Source organism: Yersinia antarctica, from assembly GCF_056636475.1.
In genome coordinates this window covers 4,173,682-4,196,335 of record NZ_JBSJQF010000001.1, presented here as the reverse complement: position 1 = coordinate 4,196,335, position 22,654 = coordinate 4,173,682, and the positions used below count along the sequence as shown (strand labels likewise).

Below are 22,654 nucleotides of genomic sequence, written 5' to 3'. Positions count from 1 at the left end.
GCAATCCCCAAAGTAATTGGAGTTGCAGTCAGGCAGCAAGCGAATGACAAATTGGTTTCCAATTTGAACAGCATTTATAGTCTAGCCGTAGGGTGAGCCTCAAGGATGAGGCTCATTAATCCCGATGAACTTACTCAGGTAAGTGATTCGGGTGAATAAGAGCAGCTAACAACGCTACAATTTCAAGAACACGGGGGATTGGATGGGACAGCTCGTAGACGGCATGTGGAAAGACATCTGGTACGACACAAAATCTACCGGTGGCCATTTCAAACGCAGTACCTCACAGTTCCGCAATTGGGTGACTGCTGATGGGCAGGCGGGCCCACAAGGTAAAGCTGGCTTTAAAGCCGAAGCACACCGTTACCATCTGTATGTTTCTCTTGCCTGCCCATGGGCACACCGCACTTTACTCATGCGCACACTGAAAGGCTTAGAGTCACTGATTTCAGTTTCTGTGGTACATCCACTGATGCTGGAGAATGGCTGGACCTTCGCTAATGATTTCCCTGCCGCCACCGGCGACGAACTCTATCATCTTGACTATCTCTATCAGCTTTATCTGCGCGCCGATGCAAATTATAGCGGGCGGGTAACCGTTCCGGTGTTATGGGATAAGCAGCAACAGACAGTCGTTAGCAATGAATCTGCCGATATCATTCGTATGTTCAATACTGCTTTTGATGGCGTCGGCGCCAAGGCGGGGGATTATTACCCTACAGCGTTACGCAGTAATATTGATGATATCAACGGGTGGGTTTACGATCAGGTCAATAATGGGGTGTATAAGGCGGGATTCGCCACTACACAGGAAGCCTATGACGAGGCAGTTAATACCTTATTTGATGCATTGGCCAAGCTGGAACAGATTCTGGTGAAACAGCGATATCTGACTGGAGGCCAACTGACGGAAGCGGATTTGCGTTTATGGACCACATTGGTGCGTTTTGATCCGGTATATGTCACTCATTTCAAATGTGATAAGCGCCGTATCAGCGATTATCTCAGCTTATATGGCTTTTTACGCGATATTTATCAAATTCAAGGCGTCGCTGAAACAGTAGATTTTGCCCATATCCGCAATCACTACTATCGCAGCCACGGCACTATAAACCCTTACGGGATTATCTCCATCGGCCCACAGCAAGACCTGCTGGAGCCACATGGACGAGATACACGTTTCACTTTATTAACAGATTAACGCGCAGTAGCCATAACAGCTTAAGGCGTAGCGAGCTAAGTCAGACTAAGTGCGTACAGCGCGGAAAAACCGGAGCGTACACGTAGTACGTGAGGATTGTGAGCACTGCACAATCTCAGTATGACGACGCGCAGTAGCCGTTTACTTATTAGCGAACAATCTAGGGATTTCTCGCAGGAACCACGACTTAGCCTCCCCCATACTGTCGCGCCGCCATGCCATAATAATATCGGCCTCACGGCTGAACTCTGGCCCGACAACCCGTAAACGGCCCGCTTCAATGTCTTTTTCTACCATTTCATAGGGCATGGTCGCCACACCCAAACCAGCTAATAAGGCCCGCCGCTTATCTTCGATGGTGCTGACCGTCAAACGTTGCTGTTTATCCAGCAATTGCACCGTGATAACTGGCCGCTCACGAGCGGTATCCGCTACAGCGACACCACGGTATTTCACTCGGGTCAGTTCTGACAGAGGTTCTGGTTCCAAATGAATGGGGTGGTCTGGGCTGGCAACATAGACACTGGTCACTTTGTACAGTTTACGGCTGTTAATCTCTGAAGATGCACGGAAATGCATATCGGGCGCAATGACGATATCAGCCCGCCCTTGCTCCAACCGTTCCCATGCCCCGGCCAATACTTCGGTAAATATGGAGACCTGAGTATTAGCTTTGAGCGCCAGTTTGTCGATCAACGGGAACAGTTTCCATGCCGGAGACAATGCCTCACTGACAATCGTGATATGTGTTTCCCAGCCGCGCGCCAGTGCCTCAGCATCGGTAGTCAGTTTGTCTGCGGCCTCCAGTAACACCCGCCCGCGATCCAGTAGCATCCGCCCAACATTGGTAAATTTGGTGCGATGCCCGGAGCGGTCGAACAACACCACATCAAGCTCATCTTCAAGTTTCTGCATGGTATAGCTCAGCGCAGAAGGTACCCGTCCCAATTCATCAGCCGCCGCGGCAAAACTACCACGGCGGTCAATAGCATCCATTACTCTCAATGCTTCTAACGTTAGCGCCCGATCTTTGGCCATCATTTTCTCAATCAGGAAATTTGAATATAGCGACCAGATTAACTGGCTAACAATCCGTCGTCCAGACGCTTACCATCTCTTTATCAATTAATATCAGGATAGGGCAATCATTGTCATGATCACATGCAGAACAGCAAAACAGTGCGGGCAAGCTGACTATGGTTGGCTCCAAGCCCGTTATACTTTCTCATTCGGCCACTATTTTGACCCGAAGCTATTGGGTTATGCCTCACTGCGCGTTTTGAATCAGGAAGTGTTAGCACCGGGATCCTCATTTCAACCACGAACTTATCCGCAGGTTGATATTTTAAACCTGATTTTACAAGGTGAGGCTGAGTATCGAAATAGTCTGGGTAACTATGTGCGCGGTAAAACTGGCGATGTGTTGCTCTTTTCTGCTCAATCAGGTGTCAGCTATAGCGAGCATAATTTGAGTACTGATAAGCCATTAACTCGCATTCAGTTATGGCTCAATGCCTGCCCTGAGCAGGAAAGCAATCCCGCCCAGCACCTGTCATTATGCACGCAGCCACTAAGGCTACTAGCGTCTCCTGACGGTGAGCAGGGCAGCCTGAAACTGCGTCAGCAAGTATGGATTCATCATCTGGATTTAGCCGCGGGCGAACAGTACACCATTGACCTACACGGCCCAAGGGCTTATCTGCAATCCATTCACGGAACAGTAACGGTGGATGGGCCGCAAGCCAGTGAAACTCAGCGCCTGACCTGCGGTGATGGTGCTTTTGTACAAGAAGAACGGCATCTGGTGATTAAAGCTGAAACGCCGCTGCGTGCCCTGCTCATCGATTTGCCTGCGTGAATATGGGCGAGCACGCCAGCTAAGATTTAATGGGAAAAGTGCGAGGTTCCCCCCGCGTGACTCCCAGTATAATTACGGTTTTAACGACGCCATATCGATCACGAAACGGTATTTCACATCGCTTTTCAGCATCCGCTCATAGGCGTCGTTGATATCCTGAATCTTGATCATCTCTATATCTGAAGCAATGCCGTGTTCAGCACAGAAATCGAGCATTTCCTGTGTTTCAGCAATGCCGCCAATACATGAACCGGCCACCGAACGCCGTGCCAGAATCAATGGCATGGTGTTTATCATTGGGCTAAGATCACCAAGAAAACCAACAAATACCAGGGTGCCATCCACATTCAGTGTCGGCATGTACGGGTTGATATCATGGACATAAGGCACGGTATCGATAATCAGATCGAATTGCCCTTTGGTCGCGTCCATTTGTGCATCATCGGTGGATAACACAATATGATGTGCACCTAAACGACGAGCATCAGCCTCTTTACTCGGTGAACGGGTAAAGAGCGTCACTTCAGCCCCTAATGCATTCGCCAGCTTTAATGCCATATGACCCAAACCACCCAGGCCAACTACCGCGACTTTACTGCCTTTACCCACTTTCCAATGGCGCAGCGGCGACCAGGTGGTAATACCGGCGCACAGTAGTGGCGCGGCAGCTTGCAAATCCAAACCAGCAGGCATTTTCAGCACAAAATCTTCAGAAGCTACAATGGATTGTGAGTAGCCACCATAGGTTGGTGTATGGTCGTGACGATCAACACCATTGTAAGTTTGCACATTGCCCTCTGCACAATACTGCTCCAGACCCTGTTGACAGGGTTGGCACACTCGGCAGGAGTCCACCATGCAGCCAATTCCGGCAAAATCACCCACCTTGAATTTCGTGACACTTTTACCCACGGCGGTGACTTGCCCAACCACTTCATGCCCGGGTACCAGCGGATAGCTGCTGAACCCCCAGTCGTTACGCGCCTGATGCAGGTCTGAGTGACAGACACCGCAATAGAGCACATCCATCACCACATCATCAGGACGCGGATCGCGACGGGTAAACTCGAGTGGGGCAAGGGGAACTTGTGCGGATTTGGCTGCATAACCGAGAACTTTTATCGTCATGATGTATCTCCGGTATCATAAACACTGTGATTTGAAGCTCGATAAACCTTAAAAAACGTCGAGGGTAAACGGTTTGAGTATAGGGAAAGTTAGTTTCAAGGAAATTGCTACCTAGAGAGTATAGGCCTGTAAAGTAGCAATCCTGCCTCTATTTCTGCTCTGATATTAAGCGAACAAATTACAATCCAGTAAGCTTCTCCAATGTTTCGGGATAGCGATCACCCATTATCGTTACTTGTGCAGCCGCGTTATTAATCTGTTGCAGATCAGCAGTGGTCAACTCTACATTCACCGCACCAATATTTTCTTCTAACCGATTCAGTCTGCGCGTACCGGGGATCGGTACAATCCAGGGTTTCTGCGCCAGCAACCAGGCAAGAGCGATTTGCGCAGGCGAGCTACCCTTTTGGTGAGCGACCTGCTGAATCAAGGTGATTAACGCCTGATTAGCGGCCAAGGCTTCGGGAGTAAATCGTGGTAACGTGCTACGAAAATCATCACTGGCAAACTGGGTTGATTGATTCATGTTACCCGTCAGATAACCTTTACCCAGTGGGCTATAAGGCACCAAACCAATGCCAAGTTCTTCCAGCGTTGGTATGATTTCTTGCTCCGGCTTACGCCACCATAATGAGTATTCACTTTGCAGGGCGGTTACCGGCTGAACAGCGTGAGCTCGGCGAATGGTCGCCGCCCCAGCTTCAGATAAACCAAAGTGTTTTACTTTACCCTCTTTGATTAAATCCTGTACTGCACCGGCCACATCTTCAATGGGTACATTGGGATCGACGCGATGTTGATAAAACAGATCAATAACATCCGTTTTCAGCCGTTTGAGTGAGGCTTCCGCCACTTTTTTAATATGCTCTGGTCGGCTGTTTAAACCGATCCATTTTGGCCCGCCGTTCGGATCAGCCTGAAAACCAAATTTGGTCGCAATCACCACTTTATCGCGCAGAGGTGCCAGCGCCTCACCCAATAATACTTCATTGGTGTAAGGCCCGTAGACCTCTGCGGTATCGAAGAATGTCACGCCAAGGTCCACCGCTTTGTGCAACAAAGAGATCATCTCCTGTTTATCGGCGGCCGGACCATAACTGAAACTCATCCCCATGCAGCCTAAGCCCATGGCGGACACGTCGAGATTACTGCGACCCAATGTGCGCTTTTGCATTTCTTTTACTCCTACTTGTAATTTATTTGTCATTACGAGGCATTCATTAAATAAATGTCGGTAGCAAAAAAGGTAGCAAATGTCCGAGCAGAGGATTAGATGGATAAATGCGCATGTGTATATGAATTTAACTCATAAATTTATTTATACTGGAACACACAGGCAGATAAACAGGTATAGAGACTGATGTTAAAAGAGAATTTTAACGATTTAATTTCCTTTCTTATGGTTGCCAGGGAGCGAAGCTTCACCAAAGCGGCGGCAAAACTGGGGGTTTCACAATCGGCCTTAAGTCATTCCATTCGTGGGTTGGAAGAACGACTTGAGCTTCGCTTATTGACCCGCACGACCCGCAGCGTTGCCCCGACAGAAGCGGGCGAAAGACTGGCAAATAGTCTGGGACCACGTTTTGCAGAAATTGAGAGTGAACTGGATGCCTTAAGCGAAATGCGCGAGCGGCCTGCGGGGAATATTCGCGTTACTGCTGGCGAGCATGCCGTGGACTCGACCCTCTGGCCGGTACTGAAATCATTTCTCGCCGATTACCCGGACATTAATGTGGAAATCACGGTCGATAACACCTTAACTGACATTGTCAGCGGGCGGTTTGATGCCGGCATCCGCCTTGGAGAACAGGTAGCAAAAGATATGATTGCGGTACGGATTGGGCCGGATATGAGTATGGCTGTCGTTGGCTCACCTTCATATTTGGCTAAATATGGCATACCCACCACTCCGGCAGATCTGCAAAATCATCGTTGCATCAATATGCGCCTGCCGACAATGGGGGGCCTTTATGCGTGGGAATTCGAAAAAGAGGGGCATGAATTAAGAGTTCGTGTTGATGGGCAACTGACCTTTAACAGTTTGCGACAACGCATTGATGCCGCCGTCATGGGTTTTGGTCTGGCATTCGTACCAGAGGATGCGGTAAAAGCTAAAATTACCAGTGGCAATCTAATCAGGGTGCTGAAAGAGTGGTGTGAGCCTTTCCCCGGTTATTACCTCTACTATCCGAGCCGCAGACAGCATACCACCGCATTTTCGTTGTTCGTGGATGCCTTACGCTATAAGCGTTAAGACCAAACAAAAACCCCGCCGAAGCGGGGTCTTGTGGAGTGAGTGGCGTTGACCGGTAAGCCGCTTTCTTTTATGAAAAGCGTCGTGGACAGTCATTCCTCGCAAACCATATCGCACAAAACAAAAACCCCGCCGAAGCGGGGTCTTGTGGAATGAGTGGAGTTGACCGGTAAGCCGGGTTCTGTCGTGGACAGTCATTCCTCTAGGCCAGCAATCGCTCACTGGCTCAAGCAGCCTACCCGGGTTCAGTACGGGCCGTACCATGTGAACCCCTATTTGGCCTTGCTCCGGGTGGAGTTTACCCTGCCACGAACTGTTACCAGCCGTGCGGTGCGCTCTTACCGCACCCTTTCACCCTTACCTGATCCCACTTACGCGGGCCATCGGCGGTTTGCTCTCTGTTGCACTTGTCGTAGGCTTGCGCCTCCCAGGCGTTACCTGGCACCCTGCCCTATGGAGCCCGGACTTTCCTCCCCTTCACCTGTCTCCCCCGAAAGGGACGGCAGCGAAGCGGCGACTGTCTGGTCAACTCCGCGGCGGATTATAATCACATTACTGTTGAATGTCATCTTCCGCTTGCTCTTGAGCACCATCTTGCAGCTCAAGTGCGTACTTATAGAGCGCATTCTTTTTCACGCCATGAATCTCTGCCGCCAACGCTGCGGCTTTTTTCAGCGGCAACTCTTTTTGCAATAATGCCAGAGTACGTAACGCAACGGCCGGTAAAGCATCATCGGCTTGTACTTTATGTCCTTCGACAATCAAGACCATTTCGCCTTTGCGGCGGTTTTCATCTTCCTGAACCCAAGCCAACAACTCGCCAACCGGTGCGCCGTGGATAGACTCCCAAGTTTTGGTTAATTCTCTGGCGAGTACCACATAGCGTTGTGGGCCAAGTACGGTTACCATGTCCTGTAAACTTTCCAACAAGCGATGCGTTGATTCGTAGAAGATCAGTGTTCGAGGTTCCTCAATCAGCGCTTGCAGAGTATCCTTACGTCCTTTGGTTTTCGCAGGCAGGAAGCCTTCGTAGCAAAAACGATCCGAGGCAATACCGGCGGCAGAAAGTGCTGTAATCGCCGCACAAGCGCCCGGGAGTGGCACCACCCTGATGCCCGCTTCACGACAACGGCGCACTAAGTGGTAGCCCGGATCGTTGATAAGTGGCGTACCTGCATCTGAAACCAGTGCAATACTCTGGCCTGCTTGCAGTTTCGCCAGCAAATGATCGGCTTTTTGTTGTTCGTTATGGTCATGAAGTGCAAACAGGCGGGCGTTGATCGCAAAATGCTGTAATAACAACCCTGTATGGCGTGTATCTTCTGCCGCAATCAAATCAACGCCTTTCAGTACCTCTAACGCCCGGTGGGTAATATCCCCTAAATTACCGATTGGGGTGGGTACCACATAAAGCGTAGATGCAGAAATCACTGCTCGATCGTGTTGATTCATTGTTTCATCCGAATTACCGATTTAATATTGAGCATCTTGAAAAAAACATCACTGGATACAGTATGCTTTCCTCAACATTCGTTCGTTCCAAAGCAGGGCTTGTCCCTGTAGTTCTGGCCGCACTGATTCTGGCAGCCTGTTCAGGCAGAGCGCCACAGACGCCGCCACCCGCAAATATACAGGACGAAGCAAGCGCGAACTCTGATTATTATCTGCAACAGTTGCAACAGAGTGGTGATGATAACAAGGCTGACTGGCAATTACTCGCCATTCGTGCCCTGTTACGTGAAGGGAAAACGCCTCAGGCGGCAGAACAGCTCGGTACACTACCGGCTAATCTGAGCGATACGCAGCGTCAGGAACAGCAATTACTGACCGCAGAACTGCTGATTGCGCAGAAAAATAACCCTGCTGCTGCTGATATTCTTGGTAAGTTGGATGCGACCCAACTCTCGGCTAACCAGCAAGTTCGTTTCTATCAGGCGCAAATTGCCGCCAATCAAGGTAAAGCCACTCTGCCACTGATTCGTGCGTTTATCGCTCAGGAACCGTTACTGAAAGATAAAGCCCATCAGGACAATATTGATGGCACCTGGCAATCTCTGGCACAACTGACACCACAAGAATTGAACAATATTGTGATTAATGCAGATGAAAACGTGCTGCAAGGTTGGCTGGATTTACTGCGTGTGTATCAGGATAACAAACAAGATCCCGAGCTACTGAAAGCCGCTATTAAAGACTGGCAGAACCGTTATCCTCAAAACCCGGCAGCGAAAACCCTGCCAACGGGATTAACGCAGATCAGTAACTTCAGCCAGGCCTCGACGGCGAAAATTGCACTGTTGCTGCCACTCAGTGGCCCGGCACAGGTATTTGCCGATGCTATCCAGCAAGGTTTCACTGCCGCTCAAAATGGGTTACCGGTAGCCGCACCTGCTGCTGCGCCCCCCGATACAGCAGCAACCACGCCAACTGATACCGCCGCTGCAACACCTGCTGAGGTAGCACCGATTACCACACCGGCGCCGGTAGCTGCTCCTGTTGCCGCCAACAATGCACAGGTAAAGGTCTACGACACAACAACGCAGCCTATTGCGGCATTACTGGCTCAGGCCCAGCAGGATGGCGCGACTTTGGTTGTCGGCCCACTGCTTAAACCTGAAGTTGAACAACTGAAGGCCACAACAAGTACATTGAATATCTTGGCGTTAAATCAGCCGGAAGCCAGTACTAACAGTCCCAACATCTGTTACTTCGCCTTATCGCCAGAAGATGAAGCTCGCGATGCCGCGCATCATTTATGGGGGCAGGAAAAGAGAATGCCATTGTTGCTGACCCCGCGCGGTACTTTTGGCGATCGTATCGCCAAAGCCTTCGCTGAAGAGTGGCAGAAGCAGGGTGGGCAAACAGTATTGCAGCAAAACTTCGGTTCAACTGCTGAACTGAAACAAGCTATCAACAGTGGTGCGGGTATCCGGCTAACTGGCCAGCCAGTTGCCGTTTCAGGCACGCCTGCTGCGGCACCAGCATCTGTCACCATTGCAGGTCTGACAATCCCGGCACCACCAGTAGATGCGCCCGTCGTTTCCACTTCCGCTGGTGGTAACATTGATGCAGTTTATATCATTGCGACTCCGGCTGAACTGACACTGATTAAACCAATGATTGATATGGCCACCAGCTCGCGTAGCAAACCGGCGCTGTTTGCCAGTTCACGTAGCTATCAGGCCGGTGCTGGCCCGGATTACCGTTTGGAGATGGAAGGCATTCAGTTTAGTGATATTCCATTGATGGCCGGTGCTAATCCAGCACTAATGCAGCAGGCGTCGGCTAAATATGCCAACGACTATTCGCTGGTACGCCTGTACGCCATGGGGATCGATGCGTGGACATTATCGAATCATTTTGCGCAAATGCGCCAAATTCCTGGTTTCCAGGTCAGCGGTACAACCGGTGATTTAACGGCATCAGCCGATTGTGTTATTACCCGTAAGCTGCCTTGGTTGCAATACCGTCAAGGTATGGTAGTACCGGCGGCGTAAAGTGATTCGGGTGACAAATCTGTCTGGAACAGATTTGAACGCTGCTTGCAGCGGCCTCGCAGAGGCGAGGCCCATGGACGGGCTGAGTAACGAATGTAGCTAACACCCCTGCAACTTCAATTATAAAGAGTATTCCCAAAGTCATTGGAGTTGCAGGTAGGCAGCAAATGAGCGAGTCCCGATGAACTTACTCAGGTAAGTGATTCGGGTGACAAATCTGTCTGGAACAGATTTGAACGCTGCTTGCAGCGGCCTCGCAGAGGCGAGGCCCATGGACGGGCTGAGTAACGAATGTAGCTAACAACCCTGCAACTTCAAGGATGAAGGGAATATGAGCCAACGGAACACTGGCACACATTACGAAAATCAGGCCCGCAGCTATCTGGAGCGGGTTGGTTTAATTTTTCAGGCGGCTAATGTCACCTACCAATGTGGTGAGATTGACCTTATTATGCGCGACGGGGAAACTTGGGTGTTTGTTGAGGTTCGCTTTAGGCGTAATGCCCTATTTGGTGGCGCTGCTGCCAGCGTCACTCACAGCAAACAACAGCGGTTACTCCGGGCTGCCACCATTTGGCTGGCACAGCGAGGCGCCAGTTTTGCCACAACATCGTGCCGTTTTGATGTTTTTGCCATCACGGGTAGCCAAGTAGAGTGGCTGCCTAATGCTTTCAATACGGATTAACAATTTTTCCGGTTTACTACCGGGCTATGCCCTAAGACGTTGGAGTCGCTGGTTGCCGGCAAGAGAATGACAAATTGGTTGTAAACCATTTTTAACGTCACTTGCATTGCTCCACTGGCTGAGTCGAGTAACGAACGTAGCCAACACCCCTGCGGCTTCAAGTACCAAGGGCATATTAATTTTACTGAGTGGATTAAATCAACGTGCTGGATAGAATCAAAGGCTGCTTTACAGAAAGTATTCAAACCCAGATTGCCGCGGCTGAGGCTTTGCCTGATGCCATATCCCGTGCAGCAATGACGTTGGTTCAGTCACTGCTCAACGGCAATAAAATTCTCTGCTGCGGCAATGGGACTTCAGCGGCTAACGCGCAGCACTTTGCCGCCAGCATGATAAACCGTTTTGAAACAGAACGACCAAGTCTGCCTGCAATTGCGTTAAATGCTGATAATGTTGTTCTGACCGCTATTGCCAACGACCGTTTACATGATGAGGTCTATGCCAAGCAGGTACGAGCACTCGGCCATGCTGGTGATGTTTTGCTCGCTATTTCCACTCGTGGCAATAGCCGTGATATTGTGAAAGCGGTCGAAGCAGCTGTAACCCGTGATATGACCATCGTTGCCCTTACCGGTTACGATGGCGGTGAGCTGGCTGGCCTGTTGGGTCAGCAGGATGTTGAAATCCGTATACCTTCGCACCGCAGTGCACGCGTTCAAGAATTGCACATGCTCACAGTGAATTGCTTGTGTGACTTAATTGATAACACTCTATTTCCTCATCAGGACGATTAAAGGAGCACGAATGAAGGTTGGTTATATTTTTGCCATGCTATTCAGCGCCCTGCTATTGCAAGGCTGTGTCGGTGCCGTGGTTGTCGGCAGCGCAGCCGTTGCGACTAAATCTGCCACAGACCCACGCTCTGTCGGCACTCAGGTAGACGATGGCACACTTGAGGCCAGAGTCGTCAATGCGCTGAGCAAAGATCAGCAGATAAAAAGCCAAACACGCTTTGTGGTGACCGCTTATCAAGGGAAAGTTTTGCTGACCGGGCAGTCGCCAACCGCAGAGCTGTCTAACCGCGCCAAACAAATTGCCGCAGGTGTCGATGGCGCAACGGAAGTGTATAACGAGATGCGCTTAGGCAAGCCGGTTGATCTGACTACCGCCTCAATGGATACCTGGATCACCACCAAAGTTCGTTCACAGTTACTGACCGCAGATTCAGTTAAATCTTCAAATGTGAAAGTCACCACCGAGAACGGCGAAGTGTTCTTGTTGGGTCTGGTGACTCAGCAGGAAGGGCAATCAGCGGCACAGATTGCCAGCCAGGTTAGTGGCGTTAAGCACGTCACCACTGCGTTTACTATTGTAAAATAATCAATTAGTTAGAAAGAGCAATCCTATTATGGGCCGGGAGAAATCCAGGCCCATTTTTAGCTATCCAAAACATCAAGCCATTAATCTAAATCATTCGCCTGTATGAAGTCTTTCCCACCCAACTGCCGCATCTGGCGTAAAATCCACTGCTGGCGGGAAATAACATAACCTGATGGCGCATTAACCTTAAAACGCAGTGGATTAGGCAGGACCGCTGCCAGCAAGGCGGCTTCTGAAGCACTCAATTTACTGGCGGGTTTATTAAAGAAATGGCGTGCAGCGGCTTCCACACCAAAAATGCCCTCACCAAACTCGGCAATATTGAGATACACCGTCAGAATACGGCGCTTGGTCCATATCAGTTCGATACCGGCGGTCAATCCCACTTCCAACCCTTTTCGCACCCAGCTACGCCCGTCCCAAAGAAACAGATTTTTCGCTGTTTGCTGTGACAAAGTCGAGGCACCTCGGATACGATTTTGATTGCGCTGATTATGGGAGAGTGCCGATTCGATAGCACCCACATCAAATCCCCAATGCTCGGGGAATTTTTGATCCTCAGCCGCCATCACTGCTAGCGCCATGTAAGGCGAAATTTCATCCATCGGCACCCAGTCAGAGTGCGCTACATAGGAAAAATCACCGGTCAACCAGGCGCCCAGTTGCCTTTCGATCATCACCATGGAAAAAGGGACCGGCAAAAAAGCGAAAATCAAAATGCCCGCCAACCACAGTGTGACGATGCCGATCACGCCCCGTTTTCCCCAATACCATAGCTGGTTTAATCTGCGTCTGGCTAACGTCATTCGGTTAAATCCAGTACCTTAGTTACCAACTTATCAATCCCTTTAGCCGCTTCAGAAATTGATGTTGCCAACATATAGGCAGGTGTGGTGACCACTTTATTCTCAGCATCGACCACCACGTCATCGGCAGGGCAAATAACATGCTCTCCACCCATAACTTCAATTGCATCAATAGTATCGGGATCGTTACCAATTGTCAGACGGATCGGTTTACCCAACAGTTTTGGCAACATCACTGGCGCAATACACATAAAACCAATTGGTTTACCTGACTTATGCATTGATTGAATAAGTTTATATAAATCTGGGTCAATAACACATTCAGAACCTTGAGCTGCAAAATCGCAGAGGTTCTTTGCGGCACCAAAACCACCGGGTACAATCAAGGCATCCAATTGCTCTGAATTGGCTAAAGAAAGAGGCTTAATCTGGCCGCGAGTAATGCGCGCCGACTCCACTAACACATTCCGTTTCTCGACCATTTCTTCGCCGGTAACATGATTAATAACATGCAGTTGTGGTTTATCGGGGGCGAAGAACAAAACACTTGCGCCCGCACGATCTAATGCCAGGATTGTTAAGACAGACTCATGTATCTCAGCACCGTCAAATACCCCACATCCACTAAGCACTACACCGACCGTTTTCATCACACCTCTCCTTTTCTTACTCTGTCAATCGCTTAACCCGTTCTAGTGACAAAGACGAATCTCTATCACAAATTTTAATGAATCTTGTAACAAGAGCGCTTACATTTGCTATGTTGTTGCTTGTATGATGTATGGAAGAATCCTTACAACCTGCGAATCCACTCGAAATCGAAATAATATACCCTAAGTATTTCGAATTACTGGAAGGCGGTAACTGAGCGAATCCCCAGCGGCTTACATAAGTAAGTGACTGGGGTGAATGAAATCAGCCAACGCACATGTAACTTGAAGTATGACGAGTATCGCAGGTTGACGATTTCCCTGGTGTTGGCGCAGTATTCGCGCACCCCGGCCTCGGTCGGGGTTATTTTTTTTCAGCTTCCGCCGCCCACTCACGTAACACCTGCACATCATTGCGCCATTCTAATTTTAATTCATCGACCCAATCTTGCACGTTATCCCACCATGCTGGCAGTGTCGGGGTTTGGATCTGCTGTGCAAGCTGCTGGATATGACGCAAACCGACAGAACCGGCAGCGCCTTTAATCTTATGCGCCTCTTCGGTAATGCCCTTTTGGTCCCGTGCCGTCATGTTTGAGTCCAACACCGACAAATAGCTGGGCATCATCTGTTCAAACATTTCCAGGCTTTGATGAATTAATTGTGGGCCAACCAAATCGATGTATTGCTCCAGCATTGCAGTATCAAGTAACGATTCATGGCTTTGCATCACTTTATGCTCCTGTTTTTTCGCCGAGGTTGAGGGCTTATGATCCCAAAATTGCTTAATCATCGCCGTGAGCGCAGGAACTGACAACGGCTTGCTCAGCACGTCATCCATCCCAGCATCTAAATACTCTTTTTTGTCTTTAAGTACGTTGGCGGTCAATGCCACCAGTGGTGGTAATGACTCTGCCACATATTCCGCCCGAATTTGGCGCGCAATGTCCAACCCGCTCATATCCGGCAACTGGATATCCAACAGCACTAAATCAAAATCATCAGGTTTAAACATCGCCAGTGCATCATGGCCATTCATTGCCACCTCAACGCTGTTGCCTAATTTCTCCAATACCGAGCGCGCGACAATGACGTTCAGCTCGATATCTTCCACCAGCAATACATGCAACGCAGGCAGAGGTATGTCATCGCCTGATGGCACACTCGCGGCTTGCTGCACCGCAGGTGCTTTAATGGTCAAGGTAAAGCATGAACCGGCCCCTTGGGTACTTTTCACCGTAATATCGCCCCCCATGCTTTGTGCCAAGCGTTTAGATACCGCCAGACCAATGCCAGTACCGGTTGCCGGGCGGCCACCATTGCGATCTTTCACCTGATAATACATGGCGAAAATCTTATCCTGTTCATCTTCGGGGATGCCCATACCTGAATCTTCTACTTCAAAGATCAAACGGTCACTCCCCTCACGCCGTACCCGCACCACAATTTTACCTTGCTGAGTAAATTTCACGGCATTGCCGATTAAGTTCCACAGAATCTGGCGCAAGCGGGTGCCATCGGTAATCACTTTCTCCGGCAGCGGCAATTGCGGTTCCATAATGAACTTCAACCCTTTTGGCTGAACCAACAGGCCCGAAAGGTTCTCAAGATCTGCCATAAAACCTGTAAAATCAATTGGCTGATTATCAAGCTGGACTTTACGCCTTTCCAATTTATCCATCTCAATAATATCGTTGAAGATATTCCCAAGAGTAATAGCACTGACATGAATGGTTTTCAGATACTTTAGCTGTTCGCTGTCTAATTCGGTATCAAGCAGGATACGGCTTAGGCCAACAATGCCATTAAGCGGCGTACGCAGCTCGTGGCTGATTGTTGAGATGAAGGTAGTCTTATCCCTACTGGCGTTCTCCAGCGCATCCTGATAGCGCTTACGCTCGGTTATATCACGCCCAAACCCCATCAATCCGTGCCGTTTACCAACACGATCATAAAAGGGCACTTTACGCAGTTCAAAGCAGGCTTTGCGGCCATCGGGATAAACCAGCCACTGCTCATAGGTAAGAGAGACGTTATGGCGGAAGACTTTCTCGTCGGTTTCCATCACTTTTTCGGCGATATCCGGCGCATAGACATCTTTGGGCGTCAGCCCAACCAGCTGTTTCTCACTCTTGCCCGTCAACAGCTCCATCGCCCGGTTGCAGCCAGAGAACTCATTATCTTCATTGCGGTAATAAACCAGATCTGGCGACGCATCCAAAAAGGATCGCAATAACGCCGACTGCTGCCCCAGCTCAACCTGCGCCTGCTCACGGTGTCCCATCTCTTCTTTTAGTTTATCAACCACTTGTAGGTGCGCTTTTTCCGCTTTTTCACGCTCAACAATTTCCTGATTGAGTTGAGCAATATTTTCGGTCAGTTGTTTATTCAGCTCTAAATCGCGATAACGCATCACTTCAAGCTTTTCAACCAGACGCGATAAGCGCTGGCGCGACTCTTCCAATTGCTCAACCACTACCGACAAGAAATAGACTGCCCAAGGCGTAATCAACAAACCAAAGAAAATGGAACGTACCAGATCGAGGGTTTCAACAGAGCCACTCAGCACCAACGTCACCGCCATCTGCACCACCATGGCCAGTAACACCAGCACAGAGGCCAGTAGCAGTGAGAAGCGAACCAGTCCTAACTTAACCATTAAATCAACGTAGTACTGGGCTAATACCCTGATTTGCTTCATAGCAACCCCTGTCAGTGTTTCTGAATATGCCTTGGAATCTACACCCAAAGTCATTGGAGTTGCAGGTAGGCAGCCAGCAAGCGAATCCCGATGAGCTTTTTCATGTAGGGTCAACTACAAGTAAGTGATTCGGGTGAGCGAGCGTAGCTAACAACTCTGTAGCTTCAAGGACGAAGGGTATAAATCATACCGTAAAACCGCCAAGAGATAAGATGGCTTGCTTAGAAGTGTGGAAAAGATTGCAAATCACGGTGAGAGATTGGGAAATAAGCCGATTATCTGCCAATCGGCAGCTCGCAAAGGCCAGGGCGTAGCGCGCGAAAGTAGTTTGGGTGCAGCTACCGGAGCGTACACCTGCCCTTATAAATACCAGTTACGTGAGGATGGCGAGCACAGCCTAAACCCCGAATACGCACGCGCAGTAGCCGCTCACAACCCCGAGGCTTGCCCGCCATGGGTAAGCATATAATTATTCAGCTCATTCATACCGGTCCAGCGATTCTCGCACCACAACGGGGCCAACAACGTGGGTCTGCGCGCACTGGCAGAGATCCGATGATAGACAATCTGCGCTGGAGTATGGCGGATCATTTCACCCGCAGTCACAACATATTGTTCCAACGCCAGTTCCGCCAACCGCCCTGCCCGCCATGCTTTTCCCATCGTGCTACCTTCCACGATATGGAGCGGATGCAGTTTTAACCCATCAACACCGGTTGCCACCACTTGTTCTAGCGTTGCCATATTCTGTGGCTTATCTTCGCCGGGTAAGCCGACAATCAAATGACAGCATACTTTCAGCCCACGGGCACGGGCGCGGCGGGCTGTTTGCTGATAACAGGCGAAATCATGCCCACGGTTAATACGCTTGAGCGTTTTATCATTAGCGGTCTGTAGCCCCAACTCCAGCCAGACTTCATAACCTTGCTGGTGATAACTACTCAATAAATCCAATACCGCATCCGGGACACAATCGGGCCGGGTTCCCACACACAAACCGACAATGTCAGCTTCGGCTAAAGCCTGTTCATACATCACAGCTAAAGCATTAACCTCTGCATAAGTACTGGTATAGGCCTGGAAGTAGGCCAGGTAACGTTTTGCCCGATTAGTTTTTTTTGCCTGCGCCGCTAGCTGCTGCGCAATACTCTGTTGCTGCATGTTCTCATCGGCAAATGAAGCCACCTGACAAAAGGTACAGCCCCCTCGACCGAGTGTTCCATCACGATTAGGGCAGCTAAACCCGCCGTGCAACGTGAGTTTATGCACTTTTTCACCGTAACGGCGCTGTAAATCCGCACCAAACATATTGACTAATTTCTGCAACTGCATAATCTTGGCACTGCCTGTCAAAAAAGAGCTTAAGGCTACCCGCTAGCGATGCAATTCGCGATGACAGAGATCAACTCCCACGCCCTTGGGTGCAACCCCGCATAACCATTCATTATAAATGCAAATAAAATCACTTGACCAATGATTAAATTTTCTTATTTCCACCAACCTGTTAGCGCTTCTATTACAATTCAGTGAAAAATAGTTTTATAAACCAATAAATATTTAAATAGCAGAGTTTAATTCTAACATCCCCGCCAGCACTAGCATGGTGCAGAGATTTGTCGATTGCACTATAGTGAGACAGCTCACAATTTCACGCCTATCTCATTGAGTATGAGATGGGTTAAAAGTACCAATAAATATATATTTTTCATTGTGATAACCCCATTTATTACCTTAAAGATATATCTTAAGCCTATATTTGACCTGAGTATTCTTTCTCGCTAAGTTGGAGGTCCGCTGGAAGCTTTCTAGACGGGCAAACGTCTAGTCATAATTATGCAGTAATTTAAGACTCCCTCTTAAAACAAGTCTTATACCACTTGTGAGAACCGTCACAAGAGGCCATTGGCGGAGGGCGGAAAAGCAGATTTGTCGCGAAATACGCGGCTCTCAGCCCACCCCGCCTGATGTAACCATGTCCTTCTGGAGTCGGTTTGTGAGAGTCTCGCAGAGCCTGGGGAGGTTCACTGATATGTTGTACGATAAATCCCTTGAGAGGGACAACTGTGGTTTCGGCCTAATCGCCCACATAGAAGGCGAACCTAGCCATAAGGTAGTGCGTACCGCTATACACGCACTGGCCCGCATGCAACACCGTGGCGCGATACTTGCTGATGGCAAGACTGGCGACGGTTGTGGCTTGTTGTTACAAAAACCGGATCGTTTTTTCCGGATGGTCGCTGAAGAACGCGGATGGCGTTTGGCCAAAAACTATGCCGTAGGCATGATGTTTCTCAGTCAGGACGAAGAACTCGCCAAGGCAAGCCGCCGCATTGTAGAAGAAGAATTGCAAAACGAAACGCTGTCGATTATCGGCTGGCGTGAAGTGCCGACCAACCCGGATGTTCTCGGTGAAATTGCCCTCTCCTCCCTGCCTCGGATTGAACAAATTTTTGTGAACGCCCCTGCTGGCTGGCGTCCACGTGATATGGAACGCCGCCTGTTTGTGGCGCGTCGCCGTATCGAAAAGCGTATTTCAGAAGATAAAGATTTCTACGTATGTAGTTTCTCTAATCTGGTGACGATCTATAAAGGCTTGTGCATGCCTGCGGATCTACCGCGCTTCTATCTTGATTTGGCTGATTTGCGCATGGAGTCGGCAATCTGCCTGTTCCACCAGCGCTTCTCAACCAATACCGTGCCACGCTGGCCACTGGCTCAGCCGTTCCGTTATCTGGCCCACAACGGCGAAATCAATACCATCGCCGGTAACCGCCAATGGGCGCGTGCACGTGCTTATAAATTCAAAACGCCATTAATCCCGGATTTGCAGGATGCGGCTCCTTTCGTCAATGAGACCGGCTCTGACTCCAGTTCACTGGATAACATGTTGGAACTGTTCCTCAGTGGCGGTATGGACTTGATTCGTGCCATGCGTCTGTTAGTGCCACCGGCCTGGCAGAACAACCCAGATATGGATACCGACCTGCGCGCCTTCTTTGACTTCAACTCCATGCATATGGAGCCGTGGGATGGCCCGGCCGGGATTGTGATGTCAGATGGCCGTTATGCCGCTTGTAACCTTGATCGTAATGGCTTGCGCCCTGCGCGCTACGTTATCACCAAAGATAAGCTGATCACTTGTGCTTCTGAAGTGGGCATCTGGGATTATCAGCCCGATGAAGTGATTGAAAAAGGTCGCGTCGGCCCCGGTGAACTGATGGTGATCGATACCCGCAGCGGTAAGATCCTCCATTCAGCCGAAACGGATAACGATCTGAAAAGCCGCCACCCGTATAAAGAGTGGATGGAGAAGAACGTTAAGCGTCTGGTGCCGTTCGAAGATCTGCCAGAAGATCAGGTGGGTAGCCGTCAGTTAGATGATTCGACACTGGAAACCTACCAGAAGCAATTTGGTTACAGCAGTGAAGAGCTGGACCAAGTCATCCGTGTGCTGGGTGAAATTGGTCAGGAAGCCACCGGCTCAATGGGCGATGATACCCCATTTGCGGTGCTATCCAGCGGCCCACGTATTATTTACGATTACTTCCGCCAGCAATTTGCGCAGGTCACCAACCCGCCCATCGATCCACTGCGTGAAGCACACGTTATGTCACTGGCGACCAGTATCGGTCGTGAAATGAACGTGTTCTGCGAAGCAGAAGGTCAGGCGCACCGGCTGAGCTTTAAATCGCCGATCCTGTTGTTCTCTGATTTCCAACAGTTAACCACGTTGGAAGGGGAACATTATCGTGCTGATCGTGTGGATTTGACCTTTGACCCTGCCGAAACTGACCTGGAACAAGCAGTTCTGAGATTATGTGAAGAAGCAGAGCGCAAAGTCCGTGACGGTGCCGTGATGCTGGTACTGTCTGATCGTGCCATCGCCCCTAACCGCCTGCCGGTACCCGCACCAATGGCTGTCGGCGCTATCCAGACCCGCCTGGTTGAGAAAAATCTACGCTGCGACGCCAACATTATTGTTGAAACTGCCAGTGCCCGCGACCCGCATCACTTCGCCGTGCTGCTCGGTTTTGGTGCGACTGCGATTTACCCTTATTTAGCTTATGAATCATTGGCTAAATTGGTTGATAGCCAAGCGATTGATAAGAAGTATCGCGATGTGATGCTTAACTATCGTAATGGGATCAACAAGGGCCTATACAAAATTATGTCCAAAATGGGCATTTCAACTGTGGCCTCTTACCGCTGTGCCAAGCTGTTTGAAGCGGTTGGCCTGCATCGTGATTTGTCTAATCTCTGTTTCCAGGGCGTGGTCAGTCGTATCGGTGGAGCTAGCTTCAGTGATTTCCAACAGGATCTGCAAAATCTGTCTAAACGTGCCTGGCTGAAACGCAAGCCGTTGGATCAGGGCGGTTTATTGAAGTTTGTTCACAACGGCGAATACCATGCGTATAACCCGGATGTGGTCAGCACCTTACAAAAAGCGGTTCACAGTGGTGAATACAGCGATTATCAGGTTTATGCCAAGCTGGTTAATGAGCGTCCGATTGCCACACTGCGTGATCTGTTAGCCATTAAACCGCAAGGCACCCCGATCCCGGTGGATCAAGTGGAACCGGCTGAATCACTGTTTACTCGCTTTGATACGGCGGCAATGTCTATCGGCGCACTTAGCCCGGAGGCCCATGAATCATTGGCTATCGCCATGAACAGTCTGGGTGGCTTCTCTAACTCCGGTGAAGGTGGCGAAGATCCAGCCCGTTACGGTACGAATAAAGTTTCTCGTATTAAGCAGGTGGCCTCTGGTCGTTTCGGTGTGACACCGGCGTATCTGGTAAATGCCGATGTTATCCAGATCAAAGTGGCACAAGGTGCAAAACCGGGTGAAGGCGGCCAGTTACCGGGTGATAAAGTCACACCCTATATCGCCAAACTGCGCTATTCCGTACCGGGAGTAACATTGATCTCCCCACCACCGCACCATGATATTTACTCAATCGAAGACCTGGCACAGCTCATTTTCGACTTGAAACAGGTCAATCCGAAAGCTTTGATTTCGGTGAAACTGGTATCTGAGCCGGGCGTGGGTACCATTGCTACCGGTGTAGCGAAAGCTTATGCCGACCTGATTACCATTGCTGGGTACGACGGTGGTACCGGTGCCAGCCCGCTCTCTTCAGTGAAATATGCCGGTTGCCCGTGGGAGCTGGGATTAGTTGAAACGCAACAAGCGCTGGTTGCCAACGGCCTGCGCCATAAAATCCGTCTACAAGTGGATGGTGGCTTGAAAACCGGCGTCGATATTGTTAAAGCCGCGATTCTGGGTGCAGAAAGCTTCGGCTTCGGTACCGGGCCTATGGTGGCACTCGGTTGTAAATACTTACGTATTTGCCACCTGAATAACTGCGCCACCGGTGTAGCAACTCAGGATGAAAAACTGCGTCGTGACCATTATCACGGCTTGCCTGAAAGGGTGGTTAACTACTTCCAGTTTATCGCGCGGGAAACCCGTGAAATCATGGCTGAGTTGGGTGTAAGCCAACTGGTTGATTTAATTGGTCGTACTGACATGCTGCTGGAGCTGGATGGCATCTCAGCCAAACAGAATAAACTGGACCTGTCGCCGATGCTGAAAACCGCTACGCCACATCCGGGTAAGGCACTATATTGTACCGAAAGTAACCCTCCGTTCGATAAAGGCATACTGAACAAAGAGTTACTGTCGCAAGCTGAACCGCACATTGAAGCGAAACACAGCAAGACGTTCTACTTCGATATCCGTAATACTGACCGTTCCGTAGGTGCCGCGCTGTCGGGCGCGATTGCCACTAAACATGGTGATCAAGGTCTGGCAACCGACCCCATCAAAGCTTATTTCTCCGGTACTGCCGGTCAAAGCTTTGGTGTCTGGAATGCCGGTGGCGTTGAGTTAACCCTGACCGGTGATGCCAACGACTATGTCGGTAAAGGGATGGCCGGTGGCCGTATTGCAGTGCGCCCTCCTGTCGGCTCTAACTTCCGCAGCCATGAGGCCAGCATTGTCGGCAACACCTGTCTCTATGGCGCGACTGGCGGCAAATTATTCGCCGCAGGCCGTGCAGGTGAGCGTTTCGCCGTGCGTAACTCTGGGGCTATCACCGTTGTTGAAGGTATCGGTGATAACGGTTGTGAATACATGACTGGTGGTATTGTCTGCGTACTGGGTCGCACTGGGATTAACTTCGGTGCTGGTATGACCGGCGGTTTTGCTTATGTTCTTGATGAAGATGGTGAATTCCGTAAACGTGTTAACCCTGAGCTGGTGGAAGTCCTGGATGTTGATCAATTGGCAATCCATGAAGAGCATCTGCGTGGGCTGATCACTGAGCATGTTCAGTTGACCGGTTCTAGCCGTGGCGAAGAAATTCTGGCTAACTGGCCAGAGTGGGTGACCAAATTTGCTTTGGTTAAACCGAAATCCAGCGACGTGAAAGCACTGTTGGGCCACCGTAGCCGTTCCGCAGCCGAGCTGCGGGTTCAAGCGCAGTAAGGGG

The 22,654-nt window shown here is 49.9% G+C and carries 16 protein-coding genes and 1 other RNA gene; 8 read left to right on the top strand and 9 right to left on the bottom strand.

Annotated features, from left to right (window positions below; genetic code table 11):
- The first annotated feature begins 202 nt into the window (after nt 1-202).
- On the top strand, nt 203-1,201 hold the full coding sequence (locus ACWJJO_RS19415; protein ID WP_420072729.1) for a glutathione S-transferase family protein: 999 nt from the start codon (nt 203-205) through the stop codon (nt 1,199-1,201).
- A gap of 141 nt (nt 1,202-1,342) precedes the next feature.
- Here the strand turns inward: ACWJJO_RS19415 and ACWJJO_RS19410 are convergent, their stop codons facing one another.
- The gene (locus tag ACWJJO_RS19410; RefSeq protein ID WP_083162318.1) at nt 1,343-2,239 is read right to left on the bottom strand and encodes a LysR family transcriptional regulator; all 897 of its coding nucleotides are present in this window, start codon (nt 2,237-2,239) and stop codon (nt 1,343-1,345) included.
- 115 nt (nt 2,240-2,354) lie between these two features.
- On the opposite strand from ACWJJO_RS19410, the gene ACWJJO_RS19405 reads away from it, so the two are divergent.
- On the top strand, nt 2,355-3,059 hold the full coding sequence (locus ACWJJO_RS19405; protein WP_083162317.1) for a pirin family protein: 705 nt from the start codon (nt 2,355-2,357) through the stop codon (nt 3,057-3,059).
- 72 nt (nt 3,060-3,131) lie between these two features.
- Here the strand turns inward: ACWJJO_RS19405 and ACWJJO_RS19400 are convergent, their stop codons facing one another.
- Together ACWJJO_RS19400 and ACWJJO_RS19395 are read right to left on the bottom strand one after the other, a co-directional pair.
- Nucleotides 3,132-4,187, bottom strand: a complete 1,056-nt coding sequence (locus ACWJJO_RS19400) for an NAD(P)-dependent alcohol dehydrogenase (protein WP_083162316.1) — start codon at nt 4,185-4,187, stop codon at nt 3,132-3,134.
- A 178-nt stretch (nt 4,188-4,365) separates the two neighbouring features.
- Nucleotides 4,366-5,361 (bottom strand): aldo/keto reductase, encoded by a 996-nt coding sequence (locus ACWJJO_RS19395; RefSeq protein WP_083162314.1) that lies wholly within the window; start codon nt 5,359-5,361, stop codon nt 4,366-4,368.
- 186 nt (nt 5,362-5,547) lie between these two features.
- On the opposite strand from ACWJJO_RS19395, the gene ACWJJO_RS19390 reads away from it, so the two are divergent.
- On the top strand, nt 5,548-6,441 hold the full coding sequence (locus ACWJJO_RS19390; RefSeq protein WP_481091416.1) for a LysR family transcriptional regulator: 894 nt from the start codon (nt 5,548-5,550) through the stop codon (nt 6,439-6,441).
- Nucleotides 6,442-6,595: 154 nt separating this feature from the next.
- On the opposite strand, the gene rnpB is transcribed toward ACWJJO_RS19390, so the two are convergent.
- Together rnpB and rsmI are read right to left on the bottom strand one after the other, a co-directional pair.
- An RNA gene (gene rnpB, locus ACWJJO_RS19385) (RNase P RNA component class A) lies at nt 6,596-6,974 on the bottom strand.
- A 19-nt stretch (nt 6,975-6,993) separates the two neighbouring features.
- Nucleotides 6,994-7,893 carry a 16S rRNA (cytidine(1402)-2'-O)-methyltransferase gene (gene rsmI / locus ACWJJO_RS19380; protein ID WP_083162310.1) on the bottom strand — a complete coding sequence of 300 codons (900 nt, stop codon included), beginning with the start codon at nt 7,891-7,893 and terminating at the stop codon, nt 6,994-6,996.
- Between the two features lie 62 nt (nt 7,894-7,955).
- Here rsmI and ACWJJO_RS19375 point away from each other — a divergent pair, with 62 nt between their 5' ends.
- The 4 genes from ACWJJO_RS19375 (at nt 7,956) to dolP (ending at nt 12,003) form a co-directional block, all read left to right on the top strand.
- Nucleotides 7,956-9,938, top strand: coding sequence for a penicillin-binding protein activator (locus ACWJJO_RS19375; protein ID WP_083162308.1), 1,983 nt, complete (start codon nt 7,956-7,958; stop codon nt 9,936-9,938).
- 331 nt (nt 9,939-10,269) lie between these two features.
- Nucleotides 10,270-10,623 (top strand): YraN family protein, encoded by a 354-nt coding sequence (locus ACWJJO_RS19370; RefSeq protein WP_083162306.1) that lies wholly within the window; start codon nt 10,270-10,272, stop codon nt 10,621-10,623.
- A 203-nt stretch (nt 10,624-10,826) separates the two neighbouring features.
- Nucleotides 10,827-11,417, top strand: coding sequence for a DnaA initiator-associating protein DiaA (gene diaA / locus ACWJJO_RS19365; protein WP_004710884.1), 591 nt, complete (start codon nt 10,827-10,829; stop codon nt 11,415-11,417).
- A gap of 10 nt (nt 11,418-11,427) precedes the next feature.
- Nucleotides 11,428-12,003 (top strand): division/outer membrane stress-associated lipid-binding lipoprotein, encoded by a 576-nt coding sequence (gene dolP, locus ACWJJO_RS19360; protein WP_005166550.1) that lies wholly within the window; start codon nt 11,428-11,430, stop codon nt 12,001-12,003.
- Nucleotides 12,004-12,083: 80 nt separating this feature from the next.
- Here dolP and mtgA read toward each other — a convergent pair whose 3' ends face one another.
- The 4 genes from mtgA to mnmL form a co-directional block, all read right to left on the bottom strand.
- The gene (gene mtgA / locus ACWJJO_RS19355) at nt 12,084-12,809 is read right to left on the bottom strand and encodes a monofunctional biosynthetic peptidoglycan transglycosylase (protein WP_083162304.1); all 726 of its coding nucleotides are present in this window, start codon (nt 12,807-12,809) and stop codon (nt 12,084-12,086) included.
- Nucleotides 12,806-13,459, bottom strand: a complete 654-nt coding sequence (gene elbB, locus ACWJJO_RS19350; RefSeq protein ID WP_481091415.1) for an isoprenoid biosynthesis glyoxalase ElbB — start codon at nt 13,457-13,459, stop codon at nt 12,806-12,808. Before elbB ends, mtgA begins: the two co-directional genes overlap by 4 nt.
- Nucleotides 13,460-13,823: 364 nt before the next feature.
- Nucleotides 13,824-16,160 carry an aerobic respiration two-component sensor histidine kinase ArcB gene (gene arcB, locus ACWJJO_RS19345; protein WP_481091414.1) on the bottom strand — a complete coding sequence of 779 codons (2,337 nt, stop codon included), beginning with the start codon at nt 16,158-16,160 and terminating at the stop codon, nt 13,824-13,826.
- A gap of 429 nt (nt 16,161-16,589) precedes the next feature.
- Nucleotides 16,590-17,492: a tRNA modification radical SAM protein MnmL/YtqA gene (mnmL, locus tag ACWJJO_RS19340; protein ID WP_481091413.1), complete on the bottom strand. Its 903-nt coding sequence runs from the start codon at nt 17,490-17,492 to the stop codon at nt 16,590-16,592.
- 697 nt (nt 17,493-18,189) lie between these two features.
- Between mnmL and gltB the strand changes: the two genes are divergently transcribed.
- A complete protein-coding gene (gltB, locus tag ACWJJO_RS19335) occupies nt 18,190-22,650 on the top strand; it encodes a glutamate synthase large subunit (RefSeq protein ID WP_083162296.1) in 4,461 nt (1,486 codons plus the stop codon).
- The last annotated feature ends 4 nt before the right edge of the window (nt 22,651-22,654 follow it).

Bases quoted from the DNA above. Each gene is read 5' to 3' on its own strand.
- rsmI (WP_083162310.1), bottom strand. From the start codon at position 7,893: ATGAATCAACACGATCGAGCAGTGATTTCTGCATCTACGCTTTATGTG.
- ACWJJO_RS19370 (WP_083162306.1), top strand. From the start codon at position 10,270: ATGAGCCAACGGAACACTGGCACACATTACGAAAATCAGGCCCGCAGC.
- ACWJJO_RS19375 (WP_083162308.1), top strand. From the start codon at position 7,956: ATGCTTTCCTCAACATTCGTTCGTTCCAAAGCAGGGCTTGTCCCTGTA.
- gltB (WP_083162296.1), top strand. From the start codon at position 18,190: ATGTTGTACGATAAATCCCTTGAGAGGGACAACTGTGGTTTCGGCCTA.
- mtgA (WP_083162304.1), bottom strand. From the start codon at position 12,809: ATGACGTTAGCCAGACGCAGATTAAACCAGCTATGGTATTGGGGAAAA.
- elbB (WP_481091415.1), bottom strand. From the start codon at position 13,459: ATGAAAACGGTCGGTGTAGTGCTTAGTGGATGTGGGGTATTTGACGGT.
- ACWJJO_RS19400 (WP_083162316.1), bottom strand. From the start codon at position 4,187: ATGACGATAAAAGTTCTCGGTTATGCAGCCAAATCCGCACAAGTTCCC.
- ACWJJO_RS19390 (WP_481091416.1), top strand. From the start codon at position 5,548: ATGTTAAAAGAGAATTTTAACGATTTAATTTCCTTTCTTATGGTTGCC.
- mnmL (WP_481091413.1), bottom strand. From the start codon at position 17,492: ATGCAGTTGCAGAAATTAGTCAATATGTTTGGTGCGGATTTACAGCGC.
- ACWJJO_RS19415 (WP_420072729.1), top strand. From the start codon at position 203: ATGGGACAGCTCGTAGACGGCATGTGGAAAGACATCTGGTACGACACA.
- arcB (WP_481091414.1), bottom strand. From the start codon at position 16,160: ATGAAGCAAATCAGGGTATTAGCCCAGTACTACGTTGATTTAATGGTT.
- ACWJJO_RS19395 (WP_083162314.1), bottom strand. From the start codon at position 5,361: ATGCAAAAGCGCACATTGGGTCGCAGTAATCTCGACGTGTCCGCCATG.
- ACWJJO_RS19410 (WP_083162318.1), bottom strand. From the start codon at position 2,239: ATGGCCAAAGATCGGGCGCTAACGTTAGAAGCATTGAGAGTAATGGAT.
- dolP (WP_005166550.1), top strand. From the start codon at position 11,428: ATGAAGGTTGGTTATATTTTTGCCATGCTATTCAGCGCCCTGCTATTG.
- ACWJJO_RS19405 (WP_083162317.1), top strand. From the start codon at position 2,355: ATGATCACATGCAGAACAGCAAAACAGTGCGGGCAAGCTGACTATGGT.